Source organism: Micromonospora andamanensis (genome assembly GCF_016863495.1).
GTDB classification, from domain to species: Bacteria; Actinomycetota; Actinomycetes; order Mycobacteriales; family Micromonosporaceae; genus Micromonospora; species Micromonospora andamanensis.
The window spans coordinates 129,730-148,383 of sequence record NZ_BOOZ01000006.1 but is presented as its reverse complement, the minus strand read 5'-3'; the positions used below and the strand labels follow the sequence as shown (position 1 = coordinate 148,383).

Here is an 18,654-nt window from a genome sequence, read left to right as displayed (position 1 = left end):
CCGCGGAGCAGCGCCGGTACGTGGCGTTCGAGATCAACGGCGAGGCGCCCGTGGTCTGTCGGCGGTGCTGGGTGCGCGCAGTGCCTCATCGCGCTTACCTCCCTTCGGTTTCTGTCTGGTGGGCGCCTTTGGAATTGCTGAACCCGTCCGGATGTGGTCAGAAAGCGTTGACGGCGGTGACCGCCGGGTAGAGAAGGAACAGCAGGTAGGCGGCGGCCAGGAGCATGACCGGCATCGACATCCGCTCAGTGGCAGCGTTCGCTTTCGCTTCGAGGGCGGCTGCCTGGTGCGCGCGCAAGGTCGCGGCGCGCACGGAGAGGGAGTCGCGGATGCGGGCCCCCTCGGTGCCGGCGAGGCTCATCGTCGCGGCGAGTTCGGCGAGTTCGGGCACGCCGGTTTCCGCGCCGAGCTGGTCGAGGGCCTGCCAAGGCGGTACTCGCAGGAGTCGTGCGGTGTCCACGGCGTGGCGTAGCCGCTGCGCGGCCCAGCCGTGCGCGTCGGCGCAGGCGTCGTCGAGGGCTTGTTCGAGGCCGGCGCCGCCGGCGAGGGAGATGACGACGAGGTCGAGCACCGCCGACAGGGCGTAGCGCAGCTCGTCGCGGCGTCGTTGTGCCTCGGCGCGGATGGTGGACTCGGCCAGCCACCATCCGCCGACCGCGCCTGCCGCGCTCGCCCAGACGGGGGTGCCTGTGGCGACGGTGAACCCGCCGGTGGCGACGACAGCGATCGCGACCGGCGGCAGGATCATTCCGGCGAGGACGGCCAGCATCTGGTCGGCCAGGTGCAGCGCGGCGGGCCGTTGGAGCACCGCGAGGTCGGCGCGGATGCGTTGCCGGGGCAGGCCGAGCGCGCGCAGCGGCGCGGACAGCAGCCGGGTGTGGGTCGGCGTCGGTGTCGGTGCGGGTGCGGGGGATCGGCGTAATGTGTCGAGGGCCTGGGTGAGGCTGGGGTGGGCGGGCAGCAGGCCGGTGGCGGCCAGGAGCAGGCCGAGACCGGCGAGCAGCCCGCAGGTGAGCACGAGGCTCATGACGGCCGTCCCGGGTTGATGAGGGTGCGGGGCGGCGCAGGGATGCGTGAGGCGTGCGCCAGCCAGGCGAACCCGCCCGCGAAGACGCCGCCGATCAGCAGCAGCACCATCTGCCCGGTGATCGTGGCGTACGGGGCGAGGAATCCGCGGTTGAGCAGGATCAGCCCGGCGACCATGGCGACGGAGGTGCCGGTGATGACTCTGGCAGCGGTGCGGGTCGCGGCCCGTTTGGTGGCGATGCGCATCCGGAGCGCCGCGAGTTCGCGGGCGGTGGCGGCGAGGCTGGTCAGGGAGTGTGACAGCTGTCCTCCGTGGTAGCCGGCGGCCTGGGTCAGCGCGCGGACCACCAGGTCGGCGACGGGGTCGGCCAGGTCGGCGGCGAGGGCGTGTAGCGCCTCGGGCAGTCGCGCTCCGTCGCGCACGGCCTGCGCCACCGCGGTGACCTGTGCGCGGATCGGCGTCGGAGTGACCGGGGCGGTGGCGGTGATGGCCTGCTCCAGCCCAGCGGCGGAGGACAGCGTGTCGCGTAGCAGCTCGGCCCAGGACGCGACGGCTTCGATGCGCGCGAGCGCGTGGGCGTGCTCGCGGTCGGAACCGAGGATGCGGGGCAGCGCCCACACGGCGGCGGCGCCGAGCAGCGCGGCGACGGGCCAGCGGGTCAGTACCGCGGCGGCCAGCCCACTGCCGGCGGCGACGATCAGCCGCGTGCGGCTGGCGGGCGTCCACCTCACGTGCCGGCGGGAGGGGGTTGCGGGTGGGCGGCGGCGCAGGCCGTCGGCGACGAGGACGAGGCCGCTGGCGCAGCCGAGCCCGAGCAGGATCGGTGACAGGTTCATGCTCACCACCTGTCGCGGCTGAGCAGGTCGACGTCCAGGCCGGCGGCGGTGAGCTCGTCGAGGGTGTCGGCGCGCAGGGGAGCGGCCGGCACCGCCCGCCGATCGGGGCCGGGGCGGTAGATCTCGTTGGAGGGCACCTGCGTGCCGTCGGACTCCAGAATCTGGCGGATCGAGGACAGCACCCGGGTGCCGTCGGTGGCGACGTCGAGGTGCAACACGAAGTCGACGGCCTGACCGATGAGCACGTTCGCCGCATCGAAGGTGAGGTTCTCCGGTGCCTGCATGACGTACATGGCGAGGCGGGTCAGCGCCTGCTTCGACGAGCTGGCGTGCAGGGTGCACATGCTGCCGTCGTTGCCCTGGCTCATCGCCAGCAGCATCGGCACCGCCTCGGCGCCACGGGACTCGCCGACGATGACCCGGTCGGGACGCATGCGCAGCCCCCACTTGACCATGGTCGTCATGTCGATGCCGCCGACGCCCTCCAGGTTGGGCTCGCGCTGCTGCAGCGCGGTCGTGTTCGGGTGGGCATCAGTGTTTTCGTCGAGGCCGAGTTCGAAGGCATCCTCGACGGTCACGATCCGTTCGTGGGCGCCGATCGCCCCGGCGGCAGCCCGCAGCAAGGTGGTCTTGCCCGCGCCGGTGCCACCACAGATCACCAGGTTCTTGCGGGCCCGCACCATGGCGCTGATCAAGCCCCGCAGCCCGCGGGTGAGTTCACCACGGCGCACGAGGTCGTCGAGGGTAACCCGGTGCAGCGCGTTGCGGCGGATCGACACGCTGGGCCTCTTGGACACGGCCATCGTCGCGAAGAGTCGCTGCCCGTCGGGCAACCGCAGCGACAGACCAGGAGACCCGCGGTCGAAGCGCCGCTCCTCCTGACCGCTGCGCGCGGCAGCGACCCGCACCAGCTCGATCAGGTCCTCGTCCGAGGCCGCCACCGGGGCCACCCGGTCCACCCGGCCGCCCGTGAACCGCACGAAGACGTTGTCGCAGCCGTTGACGAAAATGTCCTCGACCTGCGGGTCGTTGAGCCACCGCTGCAGGCCGCCCAAGCCGGTGAACGCGTCGTGTAGCGCCCGCGCCAGGGCGGCCTCGGCGGTGGGGCTCAGGGGACTGCGGCCCGCGGCGATGGTCTCGCGGGCGTACACCACCAGTTCCTCGGCGATGTAGCGGGCGATCATCGCCTCCCGCGGCGGGTCGGACGCCGTGGGAGTGTGTCCGGCGAGTCGACCGCTGACCCGGGTGCGCAGCCGCGCCACCAGCTCCGGTGCGACCACGCCGTGATCGTCAGTGGATGCGGGCGCGGTCATCGCAGAACCTCCAGCCTCGGGCGGCCCAGCTGCGGCGGCACCGCAAGGATGCCGGCCAGCGACCGCAGCGCCTGCGCGAGCCGGGTACGCGGCCACGCCGGCCCTGTCATCCGCCCGCTCAACCCGGCCGCCCCCCACCGGTCGCGGGGCAGGTGGGCCCACACGGGCGCCCTGCACCGCGCGCTGATGTCCTGCGGCGCGAAGGGGGTCTTGCCGCAGACGGCCAGGCCAACGCCGCCGCTGCGCGTGCTCGCGCGCAGTCCGGTAAGCCGGTTCTCGACGTGGTCGAGGTGCTCGGTGTCGCCGGCTGTGACCACGACCAGCGCGTCCGCGGCGCCCAGCAGGCCGTGCGCCGGGCTGCCCGGGTAGAGGCGGCCCGCGTCGACGACCACGACCGGCGCCAACGCGGCGACCGTCTCCGGGCGACCGGCGAGCACCGATACCGCCTGCGCGGCGGTTTCGGCGGCGCCGGGTCCTACCACGGCGTGCACACCCACCGGCAGTACCTGCACGAACCGCGCCGACCCGCCCTCCGGCAGGCCGTGGCGGGCTGCCGCCGCGAACCCTGTCAGTCCCGGCTCCTGCGGTAGCCCGAACCGCGCGGCGACCACACCGCCACACGGGTCGGCCTCCACCAGCAGCCCTTTGCGGCTCGGCCACAAGGCGGCCAACCCCAATGCCACCGTCGACACTCCGGCTGCCCCTGACACCGACGCGACCACCACCAGCACCGTCCGCACCTCCCCGTCCCTCACTGGCCCGCGCCGATCTGCACCAGCGCCACATCACCTGTCGCCGACGCGACCGCTTCCCCGTCCTGCGCGGCCAGCAGCAGCGTCACGACCTGACCGCCCACCTGATCCGTGCCCGCAACCGACACGACCGTGCCGACCGCCCGTACGCGCGTGTCGTGATCCGGGGAGGTGTCCGGCTGTGCGGCGGTCACGAGAATCACGACCGTTGTTCCGGCGCTGATGCCGGCCGGGGCGCGTCCGGCGCCGACCTGGACGGCGATCAGCGCCTGCCCGGCCGGCGGCCACGCCGGTGGACCGACCTGCGTGGACACCACCAAACCGCCGATGGACAGGGGCACGGCCGCCGTACGCCCGACCACCTCGTCGCGGCGGTCCGCCTCGACCAGGGCCAGGCCCGACGGGTTCGCCACCCGCACCACCCGCAGGTCGACGTCGCTGATCACCGCGCCGGCGGGCACCGGCCGCGCCACCGCCAGGAACTGCTGATCCTGGTGCCGGCGTAGATCGACCTGCCAGAACGTCACGACCGTCGCCAGCACGAGCAACGCTCCGGCGGCCACGCGCTGGCCACTGCGCCGCCCGACCGGCCGCGGCGCTTCCATCGGCACGCTCGGATTCGCGGTGCTCCCCGCTGCTCGTGTCGTCACGCTCACCGCGTCCGCTCCACGACGGTCTGCGACTGTCCGACCCGCATCCGGATGGTGGCGGTCGTCGTCAGCGGATCGAGGACGCCGCCGGCGCCGGGTCCGGACCAGGTCACCGACCAGGTGACCGTTGCCCGTAGCCGGAACGCGTTGTTCGGTGCCGTGGCGGAGGAACGGGTGTAGGTGTGGCCGCAGGGCGACGCGGCCAGCGGGTCCGTGTCCGGCGTCCACGGCTGTCCCGGTCCCCGGCAGGTCAGATCCTTGGTGCCGTCGCCGAGGGACCAGCGCACCCGGGTGGGTGTGGCCTGCACGGTCACCGTCACCCCGGGCACCGACGCCGTCGCCGAATGGGCCTGCCACGTCACCGGGTCCACCCAGAGCCACACCGGCACCCGCACCAGCACGAACGGCTCGGTGTCGGGGTTCGTGCGGATCCGCGGGGCGGTCAGGCTCAGACGCGACCGCGCGATCTGCGCCAGGCCGCTCAGGTCTACCCCGGGAGCTTGGTCCAGCCACACTGGCGTGGCCTGCGTTCCGACGCCGTCGCTCAGGCATGTGCGGGCGTACCAGCCGCCCTCGGGCCCTTTTCCCGCAGGCGGCGGGCGATCACTGTTCACCAGCAGCCAGGAGCAGTCGCTCTCCTCGTCTCCGCCGCTGTCGCCCGAGCCTGCGTCGCCGTTACCCGACCCGGTACCACCGGGATCGCCGGGGATTGCTGCGGTGACCTCGCATTCCGGGGCCGCCGGGCTCTGCGCACAGTCGACATGGCCGATGGCGTCGTCGGCCCGGGCCGACGACGCCATCCCGGTGACGGCCACTACGCAGGCCAGGAGGCCGCCCAGGAGCGGACGCCTCAGCATGTCCCCACCGCCTGCACCCCGAAGCTGGACACCTTCCAGCCGTCGCCGTCGCGGATGACTGTCGCCCGGACCGCCCGACGACCACCCGGGATGTCGTCAGCCAGGGCACCGGATCGGGTGTAGGTGAGGAACTGCGTGCTGTCCAGGCAGTCCTGCACCGTCACCGCGCCGGGCGGGGTCGCCGGGGTCGTCGCGATGACCTGCGGTTCGGACTGGTACTCGCCCTTGATGACGTTTCCGTCCTCACGCAGCCTTGTCAGCCCGGACCGTAGCGTCGACAAGGCTCTGCCAGTGGCGTAGCGCGCCAGCTCGGGCTCCTGCGGGTCCGCGGTCAGGCCGGCTTTGGCGTACGCCCGCCACATTCCCTGGTAGGCCAGCAACGCCGCGTCCTCGGCGGGCGCGCTGGGCGCCGGGACCGAGGCGGGAGGCGTCGGTGGCCGACTGGCGGGAGAGTCATCGCCGGACGTGCCGGGGCCACAGGCTCCGAGGGACGGCGCCAGGCTCAGGCCGATGAGCAGCCCGACGAGCCGGCGGCACGGCCGGACAGGCTGGATTCCGCTGATGATGTGTCTCGTCATGCGTGATCGTGTCTCCCTGTGACGGCGAGACGACCGGTCTCGCGGTCCTGGACGTCGAGTACCTGACCCGCCGCGACGGCTTCCGGCGGGCGCCTGTCTGCCGCGACCGGCATGTCTCGTCGCGACTGGGTCCGAGCGGGCCCTGGTAGGGCACCGCACCCACCACTCGAACAAACTGCGGTTTACCTGATCTGAACCGCAGTTCGGCGGTGAACGGTTCCGAGCAAAGCACACAATCGCGTAGCCCGTCAACTACAGTTCGACTCTCCCGAACTGCGGTTCATGTCGGCGTGGTTCGTGGTCGATGTCGCGCCCCACAGGGTGTGCGCCAGCGCGCACCCGTGGAGGGGCATGCCCTGCGAGGGTGGGAAGGAGCGCGGTGGACAGGTTCTGGAGCGTTGCCCTGCTTGGGGCGCTGGCGGGAGTGGTGCTGCCGTGGGTGTGGGCCCGCACCGTGGAGGGGATGCGCGTCGTCGGATCGTGCCCTGCCATTCGGGGTCCGTGGCGGCCACTCACGGTGTGTGGCAGTGCTGTCGGGTTGGCCGCCGGGTCGATAGTCGTTGCCTGGCGCGTGCACGACCGAAACGGTGGGGTGTTGCTGGTCGCGGCGTGGCTGGCCGTGCTGTACGTCGGACTGTTGCTTGCCGCTGTCGATGTCGCGACGCGGCGGCTTCCCTCGCCCATCTTGGCGGCGGCGGCGATGGCGGTCGGGGTGTGCCTGGTGGGGCACGCTGGCGTGACTGGCCAGTGGTGCACCCTGGCGACGGCGCTGCTGGCTTCCGGCGTGCTGGGCGGCGGCCATCTGCTGCTCGCGCTGGTGGGTGGCGGCGCGGTGGGCATGGGTGATGTGCGGATGGCGGCGGTGCTCGGTGCCTCGCTGGGCGCGCTCGGCTGGACCGCCGTGATGTGGGGCGCTGTGCTGCCCTACGTGCTGGCCGTTCCCGAGGCGGTGGTCCGGCTTGCGTCGCCGCGCCGGCCCGACCTCGCTTTCGGTCCCTATCTGCTGGTCGGTGCGCTCCTCGCGGTGACGCTCGGGCCCTGATCCGCTGGCTTGGCCTGGCGTCGCGTCACCCCTGCCGTGGCCCGGCGCGGCCGAGGCCGGCCGGATCCGAGGAGTCGGGCGTGCGGGATTGTCGGCCGCTATGCGCCGGGCTGCGTGGTGTCGGAGCCGCTGTCCCGCGCGGCCTTCGCAGCCTCCTCAAGTTCCAGGAAGTTGTTGATGACGCGGGCGAGGTTGCGGCGGGATCTCGGAGTGAGTCGCTCGAAGGATCGCGCGAGCACCCGTGCCTCGCGACTGGCCAGATCGGGTTCGTCTTCGCCCAGGAGGTAGCCGACGGGTACCTGGAAGAAGCTGGCGAGGGCACGCAGGGTGCTGGCCTTGGGGTTGATCCGGGGGGCGCGCAGGAGGTTGCGGATGCCGGCGTCGGTGATCGGGTGACCGCGTGCGGTGAGTTCGCGGGCGACCTCGGCCTCGGTGTACGGCGGCCGGTCCTCATCCTGGGCGTCGAAGAGACGGCGCAGCCGTGACTGGATCAGCGTGGAGGTGGTGTCCTCAGCCTGGTCGGCGGGTGTCTCGCTCACCATCTCCTCCAAACTGCACTTCGCTATTCACATACTACAGTTGACACTCTGCGGGATTCCGTGCTTAGCTCTCGACGTCGCTTCAACAACTGCGGTTTCAGAGTTTCGAACTGTGGTTCGTTGCAGCGTAGCGGATCGGGGATCTGCGCGCGATGTGCATCCCTGATCGGTGGGCGACGGCGTCAGAGGGGGACTGTCGTTGCTCGGGCATCCGTCACCGGACCGCCATACCGCCGCGGCAGCCCGGCCTGGTTCCACTGCCGTGCAGCCGGCCGCCTCATGACAGGCGAGGGCGTTCACCAGGTGGCCGTGATGTCCAGCTCGCCGCCGCGACCCTCGCCCCCGTGAGGGCGAGGCGGCGGGCGGCGGGGGCCGGCGGGAAGGGGTGAAGCCCCGCCGCCGGCCCCCGTCTCCCTGAAGTGACCCGCTCGATGTCCTGATGCCTCGCCGTTGCGCCTTGACTGGGCTGGTGAACGGCGAGACGTCCGACAGCGTGAGGCCGAGGAGATGAGGCCGTGATCATGCAACACCGAACCGGCGGGACGCGCAGTGTCGTCTCGACCCGGCGCCGACGGTCACCAGCAGCCCGCGTCACGACGCGTCGCCGCAGCGTGAAGACCAGCGGATTCGAGCTGCCGCTGACAGCGGCCAGCCGTGGCCTGCGGTCTCTGCGAGGCGACATCGACGTCCTCGTCGACGCGGCGGCCCGCCAACCGAGCGCCTCGCGGCGCGCGGCGCTGGTGGCCCTCCATCACCAGTTGCGGCTGCTGGCTCAGCGCGTCAACGCCGCACTGAGCGTGACGTCCCCGCCGACGCGCGACCCACAACGGAGCTGAGGCAACCCCTGCCGGCGCTCCCACCTGCACAGCATCTCGGGAACCCGGCCGGACGCTCGCTCACGCAAGCCGAATCATCGCACGCGCATCCGGACCTCGGGCCAAGGTCCGGCGACCAACCGTGTCCTGATCGCGCCCTCACCGGCCCAGTTCTTCGCCCGACGACACCGAGGTCAGACCACGCCCACAACTCCAGCATGATCGGGGCAGACATGCGTCTCGGAACGTCCCCACCCGTGCGGCCCGACACCGGCGCCGCCGTCACCGACCGATCGCCACACGAGGCAGGTGTGGCGAAGCGACACCCAGATCACCCGTCGGCCCCGCCAGCCCGGGAAACCGCGGGGAGCGGCACGTCCCGCCGACCGGCCGGGATCTACCGACTACCGATCGGGGGGCACACCTCCCTCCCCCCAGAGCCCGACATCCTGGCGTGTTTGTGCCGCACCGCCAACACGGTGCGCGCGGACCTGGAGCGCACAGTATTGCGCGAGGCAGAGCTGACCTGGACCACCTACGACGTGCTGGTGATTGTGTGCGCCCGCGAGGCGGCCGAGCCACCGGCCATCGCCGCAGAGGCCGGCGTCGCCCGAGCGACGGTGACCAACGCGCTCGCCCTGCTCGCCGACCGCGGTCTCGTACGTCGCGAGCAGTATGAGCATGACCTGCGACGGGTGGTGGTACGGCCAACGCGGGCAGGGTCTTCGCTGGCGGGCATGCTGCGACGTCAGGTCGGCGCGCGGCGGGCCGAGCTTGTCCGCAACGCGGCGATGCCATCCGAAGGCAGCCTCGCCGCGGCGCTCGGGGCGCTGGCCGATCAGATCCGACCCGGAGCCGGCCCGGCCGGCAAGGGGCGGGCACGGTGAGCGCCGGGATCGGCACGGCCCGTGGGACCGCTCTGTGTGTCGGCGCTGTCCTAGGGCCCGGCGTGCTGGTCCTGCCGGCGATGGCGGTGCGAGCTGCCGGCCCGGCGTCGCTGCTGGCGTGGGCGGCGCTGTTGCTCGTGTCCGCGCAGATCGCGATCTCGTTCGCAGCCCTCGGCACCTGCTACCCCGACTCCGGCGGCGTGGCCGCGTTCACCCGGCGAGCGTTCGGTGACCGCACTGCGGACGTGGTCGGATGCTGGCTCTTGGCCGCCGTGCCGGTAGGGGTGGTCGCGGGTGCCACCGCCGGTGCCCGCTACACCACCGCCGCGCTGAACGCCCCCGCGCGCACAGCCCTGGTGATCACCGTGGTTCTGCTGGCCGTGGTGTACTCGGCGAACCTGGTGGGGCTGCACCTGTCCGCCCGAATGCAGCTGCTGCTGACCGGTGTGCTGATCGGGATGCTCATCGCGGTGATGGTGGCGGCGGGACCACGCGTGGATCTCGATCGGATGACCCCGTTCGCGCCCTACGGCATCGCGGGGATCGGCAGCGCCGTCGCGGTGCTGTTCGTGGCGATCTGCGGCTGGGAGGCCACCGCCAACCTGTCCGCGGAGTTCACCGACCCGCGGCAGATACGTCGGGCGGCCATGGCAAGCCTCACGGTCATCGTCGTGCTCTACACGGGCCTCGCGTGGTGCACCGTCGGCGTCCTCGGCGACGAAGCCGGCACCACGACGGTGCCGCTGATGCGTCTGCTCGCCCCGGCGGAACGGCCGTGGATAGCCGCAGTGGTCGCGATGGCCGCGGTCCTGTTCACCGTCGCGGCCAGCGTCACCTTCGTCGCCGCCGGAGCCCGCGCCGGACTCAGCCTGGCACACCACGGCATCCTGCCCGCACGCCTCGCGGTCACCCACCGCGGCGAGCCTCGCCGCAGCGTCGCGGCGCAGGCCGCCGCCGCGGCGCTGGTCACAGCAGCCGCCGCCAAGGCACCACACGTGATCACCGTTGAGGCACTGATGCGGACGTTCGCCGCGTTGCTCGCCTGCGTCACCCTCCTCGGTCTCACCGCAGCGGTGCGTCTGCTCCCCACCCGCCGCCAGCGGCTCAACGCCGGCGTGGCCGCACTCGCCGTCGCCACGGTCGCCGCCCTGTCCGGACTGTTCCTGCTCGCGCCGGCGGCCATCGTGCTCGCCGTCCTCATACATCGACACCACACCCGCCCACCTGTCCCACCTTCCCTTCCGGACGGGAACGACCACAGCAGCAGGCATCCGGATGCCACCGCGACGACGGCGGTCCTGCGATGAGCACACACACCTCTTCGTGGACGAGCCCAGGCGCTGGCGACACCGCCCTCGGCAGTCGCGGCGCGGGATGGCGGTGGGGCGCCCTGTACGGGCCAGCGGTGTATGGCGTCAGCGCCGCCGCCGTCGCCCTGCCCGCTACCGCCGACCACCTCGCCAACAGCGGGCCAGCGCTGGTCTGGATCCTCACCGCCTACGCCGTCGGAGTCGGGATCGGGGCGGTGACAGGCGGACGCCTGACAGACCTGTGGGGCACCCGCCCAGTCCTGCTCACCGCCGCGGCGCTGCTGGCCGCAGGCACCGTGACATGCGCCAGCGCGTCCACCCTGGCCGTCGTGGTCTGCGGACGGATCCTACTGGCGATCGGCTCCGGAGCGACGATGGCCGTCGCGCTCACCGCAACGGCCGGGCTCCCCGCCGCCCGCCGCCCCACCGCCCTTGCCGCGTTCGGCGCCTGCCTCGCCGGGTTCTCCGCCACCGCCCCACTCGCCGGGGCGATCGCGACGCACCGGTCCTGGCAGGTAGCGCTGACCCTGCCAGTACTGTCGATCCTCGCCGTTCCTGCATGCTTTCCGCTGACCACACGCCTACCCCATCACCGCAGGTCGGTGGACGGGGTCGGTGTCGGCCTCGTGACGGCCGCCGCCACAGGGCTACTGCTGCTCGCGCAGTCCGCCGCGCAGCCAAGCGCCGCGACCGCCGTGACCGCCGCCGCCACAGCGACCATCACCGCTACCCTGGCGCTGCGCGCCCACAGGCGCCCCCACGGGTTCCTGCCGTCCGGGACGCTGTCCGCCGCCTGGTTCTGGTATGCCGCCGCCACCGCAGGCGGCGTCTACGGCGGCCTCTTCGCCGTCCTCTACGCCGTACCCCACGTGTTGGCCGCGCAGGGATACAGCACGACGGACATCGGTGTGCTTCTGCTACCAGGCGCCGTCATCGGCGTGCTGGTGGCCCGCTCCGCTGTTCGAACGGCCCGCCGCGTGCCGCCTGGGCGCGTGCTCGCCGTCGTGAGCATGATGCTGGCCGCCGGGCTCGGCTGCGCCGCGACCAACCAACGGCCCTGGGTGCTCGCGGCGACCAGCACCGCGGCGTTCACCGCGGCGGCCGTTACGCAGACGCTGCTCACCGCCTACGTCACCAGTCGCGCTGCCCCGCACAACCGGGGCGGCGTCCTCGGCCTGCTCCTCCTCGCCACCTTCCTCGGCGGAGCCCTCGGCGCCGCCATCAGCGCCGCTCAGTGGCCTACCGCAGCTGCGGTGCTGCCGGTCCTTGGCGCCCTGGCGGCTTCCCGGCTGCGCTGACGCACCACCACTCGATCCGTGCGGTTGTCCCTGCACCTGGGGCATACTCTTAAGATCCGGTCGACGTGGCCCTGTCGGGCCATCTCAGCTCGTCACGGATGGCATCCATCAGGGCCCTCTTATAGGGCAGGATGTAGTTCCACCAGTCCTCATGGCGTTCTTCGTGGCGGGCTACTTCGTTTAGGGCCTGCGCGTGCTGCAGGAGCGGTAGGCGCAGGCATTCGGAGCACAGGATGTCCACTTGCGCGTGGGCGAGCCAGATTTGCTCCACCATCAGCGCTACGTCCTCGAAGTCCCGGCCGTGCTCTCTCGCGTAGAGCTGGCTCTGGAGGTGCTGGGCAGCTTCCAGATAGCCGGCGATTGCGGTCTTGACCTCAGCGCGCTGAGCGCCCCGCAGGGCTTGCTCGCGCTCTTCGCGCCGTTGGTTGTCCTGGATCTCGATCTCGCGCGACCTTGAACGCATTGCCAGGAACTGGATGATCACAGCTGAGGCGAGTGTTCCTGCAACGCCTACGACAGCGACCACCAGGGCCGTGACATTGCTGCTCATCAGCGTCTCCGGAAGGTCGAGGTGTGGTTGTTCGGATCAACATTTCGGATTCGAACGATCTAGGGCTCAGCGTGGGGTCCTGCGGTTGGCAGGCTTCGGTCTACCTACCCACATGCTGCACTGGTCACTTCCGTTCTCGCGGCTTGCCGGAGGCTGCGACACTGGACAGTGATGAACCCGTTGGCGAAGTTCGGCCGCAACGACCGCTGCTGGTGCGGCACGAGCAAGAAGTACAAAGACTGCCACGGTGGACTCCGCGCCGGCTCGGTGCCTGGCGAGCCGATCGGCCAGGAGGACGACGAGAGCTGGATCTGGCTGTCTCCGACCCAGCGCGTCGCCCGTAGCGGTATGCACGTGCCGGACGGTGTCCCGTTCACCATGCCGACCGGACGGCCCGAGGCACGGCCTGTCGAAGTGCCACCCGACATCCAGGCGCTACTTGCTGCGCCGACACCAGCGACGACACTGCCGCTCAGCGTCCTCGGCAAGCATCGCTTCGACCTTTACGACCACACCGAACGCGACCGCGACGCTCTTGCCGAGAGCGTCGCCGGGATCGCCGTTGCCGTGATGGACGCCCTCACCGCTCTCTCCCACCTGCCCGAACCCCGCCCGACTGTGCTGTGGAACGACGAAGTCGACCCGGGTCGCCTCGTCGGCCAGACTCTCCTGTTCGCCGACCACGTCTGCGTCCCCGACCGTGTCTTCGCCGCCCTCGTCTCCGGCCGCGACGACGACACCGTCCGCGAAGCCATCAGCGAACAGCGGCAACTCCGGCCCCTGATCGAGGCCGGACTGGTCGTACCCGTGCCCAAGGCGCTTGGCGTCGCCGCCCAGGCCACCGCCGTCAACAACCTCACCGAGCGTGACCTGCGGCGCCGTGATCTCACCAACTGGGTTCGCACCCAGTTGCTCGTCGAAGGACCGACCGCGCGCGAAGCCATGTTCATCACCGCGCTCGACGATCACGAACGCTGGCCCCACATGTGGATGTACTCCCGCCACATCCAGGTTCAGACCGGCCCCGACGGCGAAACGATCCTGACGTCCCGCCTCTTCGGCACGTACGACCCCACCCACGACTACGGGCCCTGGCGGGAGCAGAATCTCGACAAGGCCGTCGGCGCGTACCTTCGCCGCGCCAACGAACGCCTCGTCACCGGCGAGGTCTTCACCGCCGGCTACCTCACCACGTCACCGTTCCAAGCCCGGCTACTCGCCCGCAAAGGCACTCTGCCCGACCAGCCCGCCCACGCTGCGGTCTGGGCCGACATCCCAATCCTGCCCGCCGCCGACCCGGCCACCCTCGCCCGCGCCGCCGCCGAAGAGGAAGCTGTCGAAGACCTCCGCCACAAAGTCCGCAGCGCCATGCGGGGTGCCCGCGACCTCGGCACCCGCGCCGACGCCCTCACCGGCCTCGGACAAGACCTCGCCCACGCCGGCCGGCAACTCGAACGCACCATCCGCACCGAACGACGCTGGAACGCGATCGCCCCAGCCATCGGAGGCATCGCCACAATTGCCCTCGGTGCCGCTGGCGGCCCCGCAGCCATCACAGCCGGCGCTCTTGGTGCCGCAACGGCTCTCACCCCCTACTTCGCGACCCGCGCCAACCGCCGCCGCAACGCCGCCTACCTGTTCTACCTGGCCAGCCGCCGCTGAACCGGGCCCCGGCGACTCAACGATCACCTCATCCTGTCCCTCAAGGCGACAGGATGAGGTGGCTGGAATTACGACCACGGAATGATCCTCAAACCAGGCGGGTGCCGCGACATTGACCCACCGGTGTCAACGGCCAATCAGATCTGGCTCTGGCACGGACGGACTTGGTGATCCGTGTTTGACCCCGGTGTCCGAGCATGATCCATGTGGATGATCATGCTCGGGATGCGATGGTCATGGCGTAGACGGATTGGTGCCTCACCTTACAGCCCTGCGGATCGGGCTACCGCGGGCGATGGACGGTCGGTCTGGCTGGATGCCAACGTCTCGGCTGATGATGCGCAGTGTCCCGGCGGTCGCCGTGGCGGCCGTCAGTCTCTGCGGCTGGCGAACCAGGCGCGGGCCGGTGGGCTCTTGACAAGCACCAGCGAGACACCCGCGAGCCCACCCACGACCAGCGGCGTGATCATCGTCGGCTGGTAGCTGAGTTTGCCCTGCGCTAGCAGCGTGACGATGACGACGACGAAGAGTCCGAAGGTGAATCCGGCGGGCACGGCCAGTCCGGAGGCGTTGTCACCGGTCCAGGCCATCAGGATCCCCATGCCCGCGAGCAACACCACCAGCAGCGCGATAGCGAGGACGCCCGCTCCGATGCCCACCACCAGGACTTTGCCCAGCCCGTCGCCCTCAGCGTTGAGTAATGCGCGGAAGAAGGCGATCCCGCCGATCAGCCACGTGAGGACCGCCGGCACCATCAGGAAGACGGCGAGCGTGACCGCGACGGGCCGGCCCGGTGACGTCGGCCCGCTGGCTGGCGGGCCGGGAGGTGCCGCCGGGCCCGGCACCTGGTGCGCGTCCGGAATCTGGTGCGAGACCGGAGACGCAGTCAGGTCCGAGCCCTGGTACGGGTCAGGCGGTGCGGCGGGGCCTTCGGCTCGGTATGGGCCGGAGGGCGGGAACGTTCCGGATGGGGTGGTCGACACGGATGCCTCCTCGGTCGGAGATGATCAATCGGCAGGTTGGTGCGTCAGGCCTGTTCATCGGTTGCCTTGACGGTCTGACCAGGTCCGCCGGCCGGCGCCATCGGGCCCATTGGTGTGGGCTCGGACAGCCGCGACCGACGCGAGTGCGAGGAACGCTTCGTCAGCTCACAGCGGATGCTCGGCGTGGGCTGGCCGCAGGCCGAAGCTTTGCTGAGGTGCGGCATTCCACGCCTGGTTGTGGGTGTCTACGCCGGTTGTCGGCGTTGGTGGCTGCTGCCGGTGAGGCTGCAGTGCCGGAATACCTTGGTGTCGCGGTTCCGCAGGAGGTAGGGGGTGCCGGGGGTGGCACCGGTACCGTGTTGTTCGGTGCCCAGCATCCGTACCGCGAGGCGGTAGTGGGTCCGACGCCACTGCAGCAAGGCGGCAGCGAACTGTTGCAGCCCGTCGGCCAGGGCCGGCGTCTGCGCGACGGTGGAATGGTTGGCGTGGATCGCGTCCAGGGCGTCGTCGATGGTGATTTGGCCCTGTCGGATGCGGTCCTGCACATCGGGAACCGATTGGTAGGCGACCGAGTGCAGACGCCGCCGATCGGGTGTGCCGCACAGGGACTCGACGAGCTTGTACGGGCGGGACTGGATGGCGCTTGCCCCATCGGTGTGGACGCGGAAGGTGTGGAATGCCTCCGGTTGCATGGTAGCCAGCAGGGACCACAGTGGGGCGGTCTCTCGCAGGAGCGCAGCGGCAGCGCAGAGGCGGGCGCCGGCCGCGGGTAGTCGGTTGTCGCTCACCGCGCTGCAGGCGGCGGTGAGGTCGACGGCGAGCTGCCCGAGGGTGAGCTCGAAGGTCTGGAGGACTCGCACGAACAGCCACTCGTCGTGCGCGGTTGAGACCGGCAGCATGCTGGTTCGCAGCATCAGCCGGTCGGTGCTGGAACGGCCGACGTCGGCCTTCGCGATGAGGAGCCGGGCCGCCGATATGGGGTCGTCGCTAAGGTCAGTGTCGTTGCTGAGCCGGCGCAACGCGGGAACGCTGGCGCGCGCCGCGTGTCGTAGGCGCTTGCGCACGACAGGCGCGATGGGGCGCAGCTGGGGCAGCGTCGTGCGGTTGCCGTCCAGGGCGTCTAGTTCGAAGGCGATCAGGTCGGACAGGAGCAGGATGTGGTAGTGGTCGCGGCGGGTCATCAGCCGATCGGTCCGGTAGCTACTGGTGTCGGGGTCGGGGATGGGCAGCAGCGGCAGGGCCAGGTAGCTGCGGTAGTCGAACCGGTTGTCGGCCTTGTCGAGCGCGGTGAACAGGAATGCGGCGAGGTGGTCTTTTGGCCCCGACACCTTGCCAAGGCGGTCACGCGCCGCGCTCAGCAGCGTCAGCCACTGTTGGGGCATGGCGTGCTTTCCATGGTGTTGGAAGGCGTCCATGGTCGGTTCATAAGGGAACGAGCGGGCACTGAGTTGGCCGTTGAGCCACTGCTGGAGCGGTTCGGTTCTCATCGCGAGGATCTCGGTTGTGGGTGGCGGGTTTGGTGCCGGTATGCGGCTATCGCTTCGCATGCGGCGTCGATGTCCTCGTCGGTGGTGTAGGCGTGCATCGCCAGGCGCAGAACGCCGTTGCGTGGGGCCGTGACGACTCTCCGGTGTCCGAGCCAGGCGGACATCGCCTCAGCGTGCGGTTCGACGAGCGCGAGGTGGGCGCCCTGTGCGTCGAGGTTGCTCGCTACCCGCACCATCTCGCCCTGGTCAGTCAACCGACGTGTGGTCACGGCGATCAGCCGCTGCGTGTGGCTGCGGACCTGCCGTAGGTCGAACCCACCGACCAATGACAGGCCAGCGACTGCGGCGTAGACGGCCGCCGCGGCGGGGGTGCCTGTCTCGAATCTGCGTGCGTGCGGCGGCGAGTCAAGGACGGTGGCTTGAAGCGCGTGTGGGGCGGTGCGGCCGAACCACCCGGTGAGCGTCGGCGGCGTACCGCCAGGCTGCCGGACATACAGGAAGGCGATGCCGGGCAACCCGAGCAGATACTTGCCAGTGCCCGCTACCAGGTAGTCGCACCGCATCGCGTCGACGTCCAGGGGCATCACGCCGGCGGCCTGGTAGGCGTCGACGATCACGGCGGCACCGGCGGCGTGCGCGGCGTCGGTGATCCGTCGCACGTCGAGGCGTACGGAGTCGCGGTAGGTGACCGCGGGAACGGACACCAGGGCGGTGCGGTCGGTGATCTGTGAGAGGTAGTCGTCGGGGTGCACCGCCCCTGACGGACTGCCGCACCAGCGCACCCGCAATCCCTTGTGGGCCATCCAGACATGGGCTATGCCGGGAAACTCGGCGTAGGTGGTCAGGATCTCTCGGCGCCGCTGCCAATGCCGTGAGGTCGCTACCTGATAGGCGGCGACGCTGGCATTGGGCAGGATCGCGATCTGGTCGATGTCAGCGCCGACGAGCCGCGCGAACAGTTCGCGTGCGCGGTCGATCTGCTGCTCGCAGGCCTGCCAGAAACCGGGTCGGGCCAGGTCGTCAAGCATTCGGGCCAGCGCACGGTCGACCTCGCTGGTGCGCGGTGCGATGCTGCATGCCGCCAGGTGCGCGCCGATCGGGGCTGCGCTCAGCCGCTGCCGCAGCGAGGTGGGATGTGGCGGTGCCACCGCTGTCATGGCTGCACGCTCCGGTTGCACTCATGCGACGTGGATGCAGCGGTCAGCGCGGTGCGTGCCTCCCAGAGCGTGGGGAAGCGGCGATGGGCTATCAGCGTGGGCAGGCTGTCGATCGGGGTGCGTCGGGTGCCGAGCACGCCTTGGCCGATGACGCGGGTGGCGACGCTGTAGTGCTCGGTGCGCCACAGGGCGATGCGCTCATCGAATTCCACCAGCGCCTCGGCAAGGCGGTACAGCGGATCCGCCGGTGGGCGCTGGTAGACGTCGGCGGGGCTGAGCCGGTGCGAGGCCAGCAGCCGGCTGAACGCGATGTCCAGTTCCGTGGTGGCCGAGCGCAGCAGCCGCCAGCCAGGGGACTCAAAACCACTACCGCTGCCCAGCGCGGGGCGAATGAGAGCGAAGTGCGCCGGCGGCAGCGACCGGAGAATCTGCAGGTCGTCGGTGATCAGCCGCATGGCTTCCGAGGCGCGGCGAAGCTGCAACTCCGCCGCGCCAGGCTGTCCGACACCGAGGTGTGTAAGTGCCCGCGTCAGGAGGGAGCGGGTGAGCTTGAGCCACAGCTCGGTGCTCTGGTGTGTGATTTGGAACAGCAACTCGTCGGGATGTGCCCATTCGCACGGGCTCTTTTGCAGGGACAGTAACTCGTCGGTCCGCATGTAGCGGGCGTAGTCGGTATTACCCACTCCTGGCAGTACGGCAGGCATCGATGACAGAGGCATAGGGAGTCTCCACTAGCGGGATGGTGGGATGTGGCTCCGATTAGCTGCGCAGGCCGTCGAGCGCGGACCACGTGACGGCTTGCAGCGCGGTGGCCAGCCGGGCGGGTGGGTCGGCACCGCCTCGCAGAGCGGCAGCGCTCACGGTCAGGTATAAGGTCGCATCGCGGGCCACCACGCCGAGGCTGATTCGTC

The 18,654-nt window shown here is 70.8% G+C and carries 19 protein-coding genes; 6 read left to right on the top strand and 13 right to left on the bottom strand.

Features of this window, described 5'->3' with window-relative positions; translation table 11 throughout:
• Positions 1–157: 157 nt before the first annotated feature.
• From Van01_RS08050 to Van01_RS32895, 7 genes are read right to left on the bottom strand one after another with little or no spacing between them, the layout of a single operon-like run.
• Positions 158–1,027, bottom strand: coding sequence for a type II secretion system F family protein (locus Van01_RS08050; RefSeq protein WP_204002943.1), 870 nt, complete (start codon positions 1,025–1,027; stop codon positions 158–160).
• Positions 1,024–1,863, bottom strand: a complete 840-nt coding sequence (locus Van01_RS08045; protein ID WP_204002933.1) for a type II secretion system F family protein — start codon at positions 1,861–1,863, stop codon at positions 1,024–1,026. Before Van01_RS08045 ends, Van01_RS08050 begins: the two co-directional genes overlap by 4 nt.
• Positions 1,864–1,865: 2 nt before the next feature.
• Positions 1,866–3,176, bottom strand: a complete 1,311-nt coding sequence (locus Van01_RS08040; RefSeq protein WP_204002922.1) for a TadA family conjugal transfer-associated ATPase — start codon at positions 3,174–3,176, stop codon at positions 1,866–1,868.
• Positions 3,173–3,907 (bottom strand): CpaE/TadZ family protein, encoded by a 735-nt coding sequence (locus tag Van01_RS08035; protein ID WP_204003202.1) that lies wholly within the window; start codon positions 3,905–3,907, stop codon positions 3,173–3,175. Before Van01_RS08035 ends, Van01_RS08040 begins: the two co-directional genes overlap by 4 nt.
• Positions 3,908–3,927: 20 nt before the next feature.
• On the bottom strand, positions 3,928–4,533 hold the full coding sequence (locus tag Van01_RS08030) for an SAF domain-containing protein (protein WP_204003200.1): 606 nt from the start codon (positions 4,531–4,533) through the stop codon (positions 3,928–3,930).
• 47 nt (positions 4,534–4,580) lie between these two features.
• Positions 4,581–5,435 (bottom strand): hypothetical protein, encoded by an 855-nt coding sequence (locus Van01_RS08025; RefSeq protein ID WP_204002920.1) that lies wholly within the window; start codon positions 5,433–5,435, stop codon positions 4,581–4,583.
• Entirely contained in the window at positions 5,429–6,013 is a 585-nt protein-coding gene (locus Van01_RS32895) for a hypothetical protein (protein ID WP_239098932.1), read from the bottom strand. The genes Van01_RS08025 and Van01_RS32895 overlap by 7 nt, the downstream gene beginning before the upstream one ends.
• A gap of 592 nt (positions 6,014–6,605) precedes the next feature.
• On the opposite strand from Van01_RS32895, the gene Van01_RS08015 reads away from it, so the two are divergent.
• Positions 6,606–7,055: an A24 family peptidase gene (locus tag Van01_RS08015; RefSeq protein WP_239098931.1), complete on the top strand. Its 450-nt coding sequence runs from the start codon at positions 6,606–6,608 to the stop codon at positions 7,053–7,055.
• Positions 7,056–7,153: 98 nt separating this feature from the next.
• On the opposite strand, the gene Van01_RS08010 is transcribed toward Van01_RS08015, so the two are convergent.
• Positions 7,154–7,594 (bottom strand): hypothetical protein, encoded by a 441-nt coding sequence (locus Van01_RS08010; protein ID WP_239098930.1) that lies wholly within the window; start codon positions 7,592–7,594, stop codon positions 7,154–7,156.
• Positions 7,595–8,115: 521 nt separating this feature from the next.
• On the opposite strand from Van01_RS08010, the gene Van01_RS08005 reads away from it, so the two are divergent.
• The 4 genes from Van01_RS08005 to Van01_RS07990 all read left to right on the top strand — a co-directional run bounded on the left by Van01_RS08005 (position 8,116) and on the right by Van01_RS07990 (position 11,904).
• Positions 8,116–8,430, top strand: a complete 315-nt coding sequence (locus Van01_RS08005; protein WP_239098929.1) for a hypothetical protein — start codon at positions 8,116–8,118, stop codon at positions 8,428–8,430.
• Between the two features lie 437 nt (positions 8,431–8,867).
• Positions 8,868–9,296: a MarR family transcriptional regulator gene (locus Van01_RS08000; protein ID WP_239098928.1), complete on the top strand. Its 429-nt coding sequence runs from the start codon at positions 8,868–8,870 to the stop codon at positions 9,294–9,296.
• Positions 9,293–10,603 carry an APC family permease gene (locus tag Van01_RS07995; protein WP_204002912.1) on the top strand — a complete coding sequence of 437 codons (1,311 nt, stop codon included), beginning with the start codon at positions 9,293–9,295 and terminating at the stop codon, positions 10,601–10,603. The genes Van01_RS08000 and Van01_RS07995 overlap by 4 nt, the downstream gene beginning before the upstream one ends.
• Before the next feature lie 98 nt (positions 10,604–10,701).
• Positions 10,702–11,904, top strand: coding sequence for an MFS transporter (locus Van01_RS07990; RefSeq protein WP_239098926.1), 1,203 nt, complete (start codon positions 10,702–10,704; stop codon positions 11,902–11,904).
• Between the two features lie 49 nt (positions 11,905–11,953).
• On the opposite strand, the gene Van01_RS07985 is transcribed toward Van01_RS07990, so the two are convergent.
• Positions 11,954–12,454 carry a hypothetical protein gene (locus tag Van01_RS07985; protein WP_204002907.1) on the bottom strand — a complete coding sequence of 167 codons (501 nt, stop codon included), beginning with the start codon at positions 12,452–12,454 and terminating at the stop codon, positions 11,954–11,956.
• A gap of 171 nt (positions 12,455–12,625) precedes the next feature.
• Here Van01_RS07985 and Van01_RS07980 point away from each other — a divergent pair, with 171 nt between their 5' ends.
• Positions 12,626–14,116 carry an SEC-C domain-containing protein gene (locus tag Van01_RS07980; protein ID WP_204002904.1) on the top strand — a complete coding sequence of 497 codons (1,491 nt, stop codon included), beginning with the start codon at positions 12,626–12,628 and terminating at the stop codon, positions 14,114–14,116.
• A gap of 371 nt (positions 14,117–14,487) precedes the next feature.
• Here the strand turns inward: Van01_RS07980 and Van01_RS07975 are convergent, their stop codons facing one another.
• The 4 genes from Van01_RS07975 to Van01_RS07960 all read right to left on the bottom strand — a co-directional run bounded on the left by Van01_RS07975 (position 14,488) and on the right by Van01_RS07960 (position 18,462).
• Positions 14,488–15,099, bottom strand: a complete 612-nt coding sequence (locus Van01_RS07975; RefSeq protein ID WP_204002901.1) for a hypothetical protein — start codon at positions 15,097–15,099, stop codon at positions 14,488–14,490.
• 245 nt (positions 15,100–15,344) lie between these two features.
• On the bottom strand, positions 15,345–16,586 hold the full coding sequence (locus Van01_RS07970) for a tryptophan 2,3-dioxygenase family protein (protein ID WP_204002898.1): 1,242 nt from the start codon (positions 16,584–16,586) through the stop codon (positions 15,345–15,347).
• Positions 16,583–17,743: an aminotransferase class V-fold PLP-dependent enzyme gene (locus Van01_RS07965; RefSeq protein WP_239098925.1), complete on the bottom strand. Its 1,161-nt coding sequence runs from the start codon at positions 17,741–17,743 to the stop codon at positions 16,583–16,585. The genes Van01_RS07970 and Van01_RS07965 overlap by 4 nt, the downstream gene beginning before the upstream one ends.
• Positions 17,740–18,462 (bottom strand): tryptophan 2,3-dioxygenase family protein, encoded by a 723-nt coding sequence (locus Van01_RS07960; protein WP_204002895.1) that lies wholly within the window; start codon positions 18,460–18,462, stop codon positions 17,740–17,742. The genes Van01_RS07965 and Van01_RS07960 overlap by 4 nt, the downstream gene beginning before the upstream one ends.
• Positions 18,463–18,654 lie beyond the last annotated feature (192 nt).

Excerpts from the sequence above, each read along its gene's own strand:
- Van01_RS08050 (WP_204002943.1), bottom strand. The coding sequence starts at position 1,027 with ATGAGCCTCGTGCTCACCTGCGGGCTGCTCGCCGGTCTCGGCCTGCTC.
- Van01_RS08045 (WP_204002933.1), bottom strand. The coding sequence starts at position 1,863 with ATGAACCTGTCACCGATCCTGCTCGGGCTCGGCTGCGCCAGCGGCCTC.
- Van01_RS08040 (WP_204002922.1), bottom strand. The coding sequence starts at position 3,176 with ATGACCGCGCCCGCATCCACTGACGATCACGGCGTGGTCGCACCGGAG.
- Van01_RS08030 (WP_204003200.1), bottom strand. The coding sequence starts at position 4,533 with ATGGAAGCGCCGCGGCCGGTCGGGCGGCGCAGTGGCCAGCGCGTGGCC.
- Van01_RS08025 (WP_204002920.1), bottom strand. The coding sequence starts at position 5,435 with ATGCTGAGGCGTCCGCTCCTGGGCGGCCTCCTGGCCTGCGTAGTGGCC.
- Van01_RS32895 (WP_239098932.1), bottom strand. The coding sequence starts at position 6,013 with ATGACGAGACACATCATCAGCGGAATCCAGCCTGTCCGGCCGTGCCGC.
- Van01_RS08005 (WP_239098929.1), top strand. The coding sequence starts at position 8,116 with ATGCAACACCGAACCGGCGGGACGCGCAGTGTCGTCTCGACCCGGCGC.
- Van01_RS07985 (WP_204002907.1), bottom strand. The coding sequence starts at position 12,454 with ATGAGCAGCAATGTCACGGCCCTGGTGGTCGCTGTCGTAGGCGTTGCA.
- Van01_RS07980 (WP_204002904.1), top strand. The coding sequence starts at position 12,626 with ATGAACCCGTTGGCGAAGTTCGGCCGCAACGACCGCTGCTGGTGCGGC.
- Van01_RS07970 (WP_204002898.1), bottom strand. The coding sequence starts at position 16,586 with ATGAGAACCGAACCGCTCCAGCAGTGGCTCAACGGCCAACTCAGTGCC.
- Van01_RS07965 (WP_239098925.1), bottom strand. The coding sequence starts at position 17,743 with ATGACAGCGGTGGCACCGCCACATCCCACCTCGCTGCGGCAGCGGCTG.
- Van01_RS07960 (WP_204002895.1), bottom strand. The coding sequence starts at position 18,462 with ATGCCTCTGTCATCGATGCCTGCCGTACTGCCAGGAGTGGGTAATACC.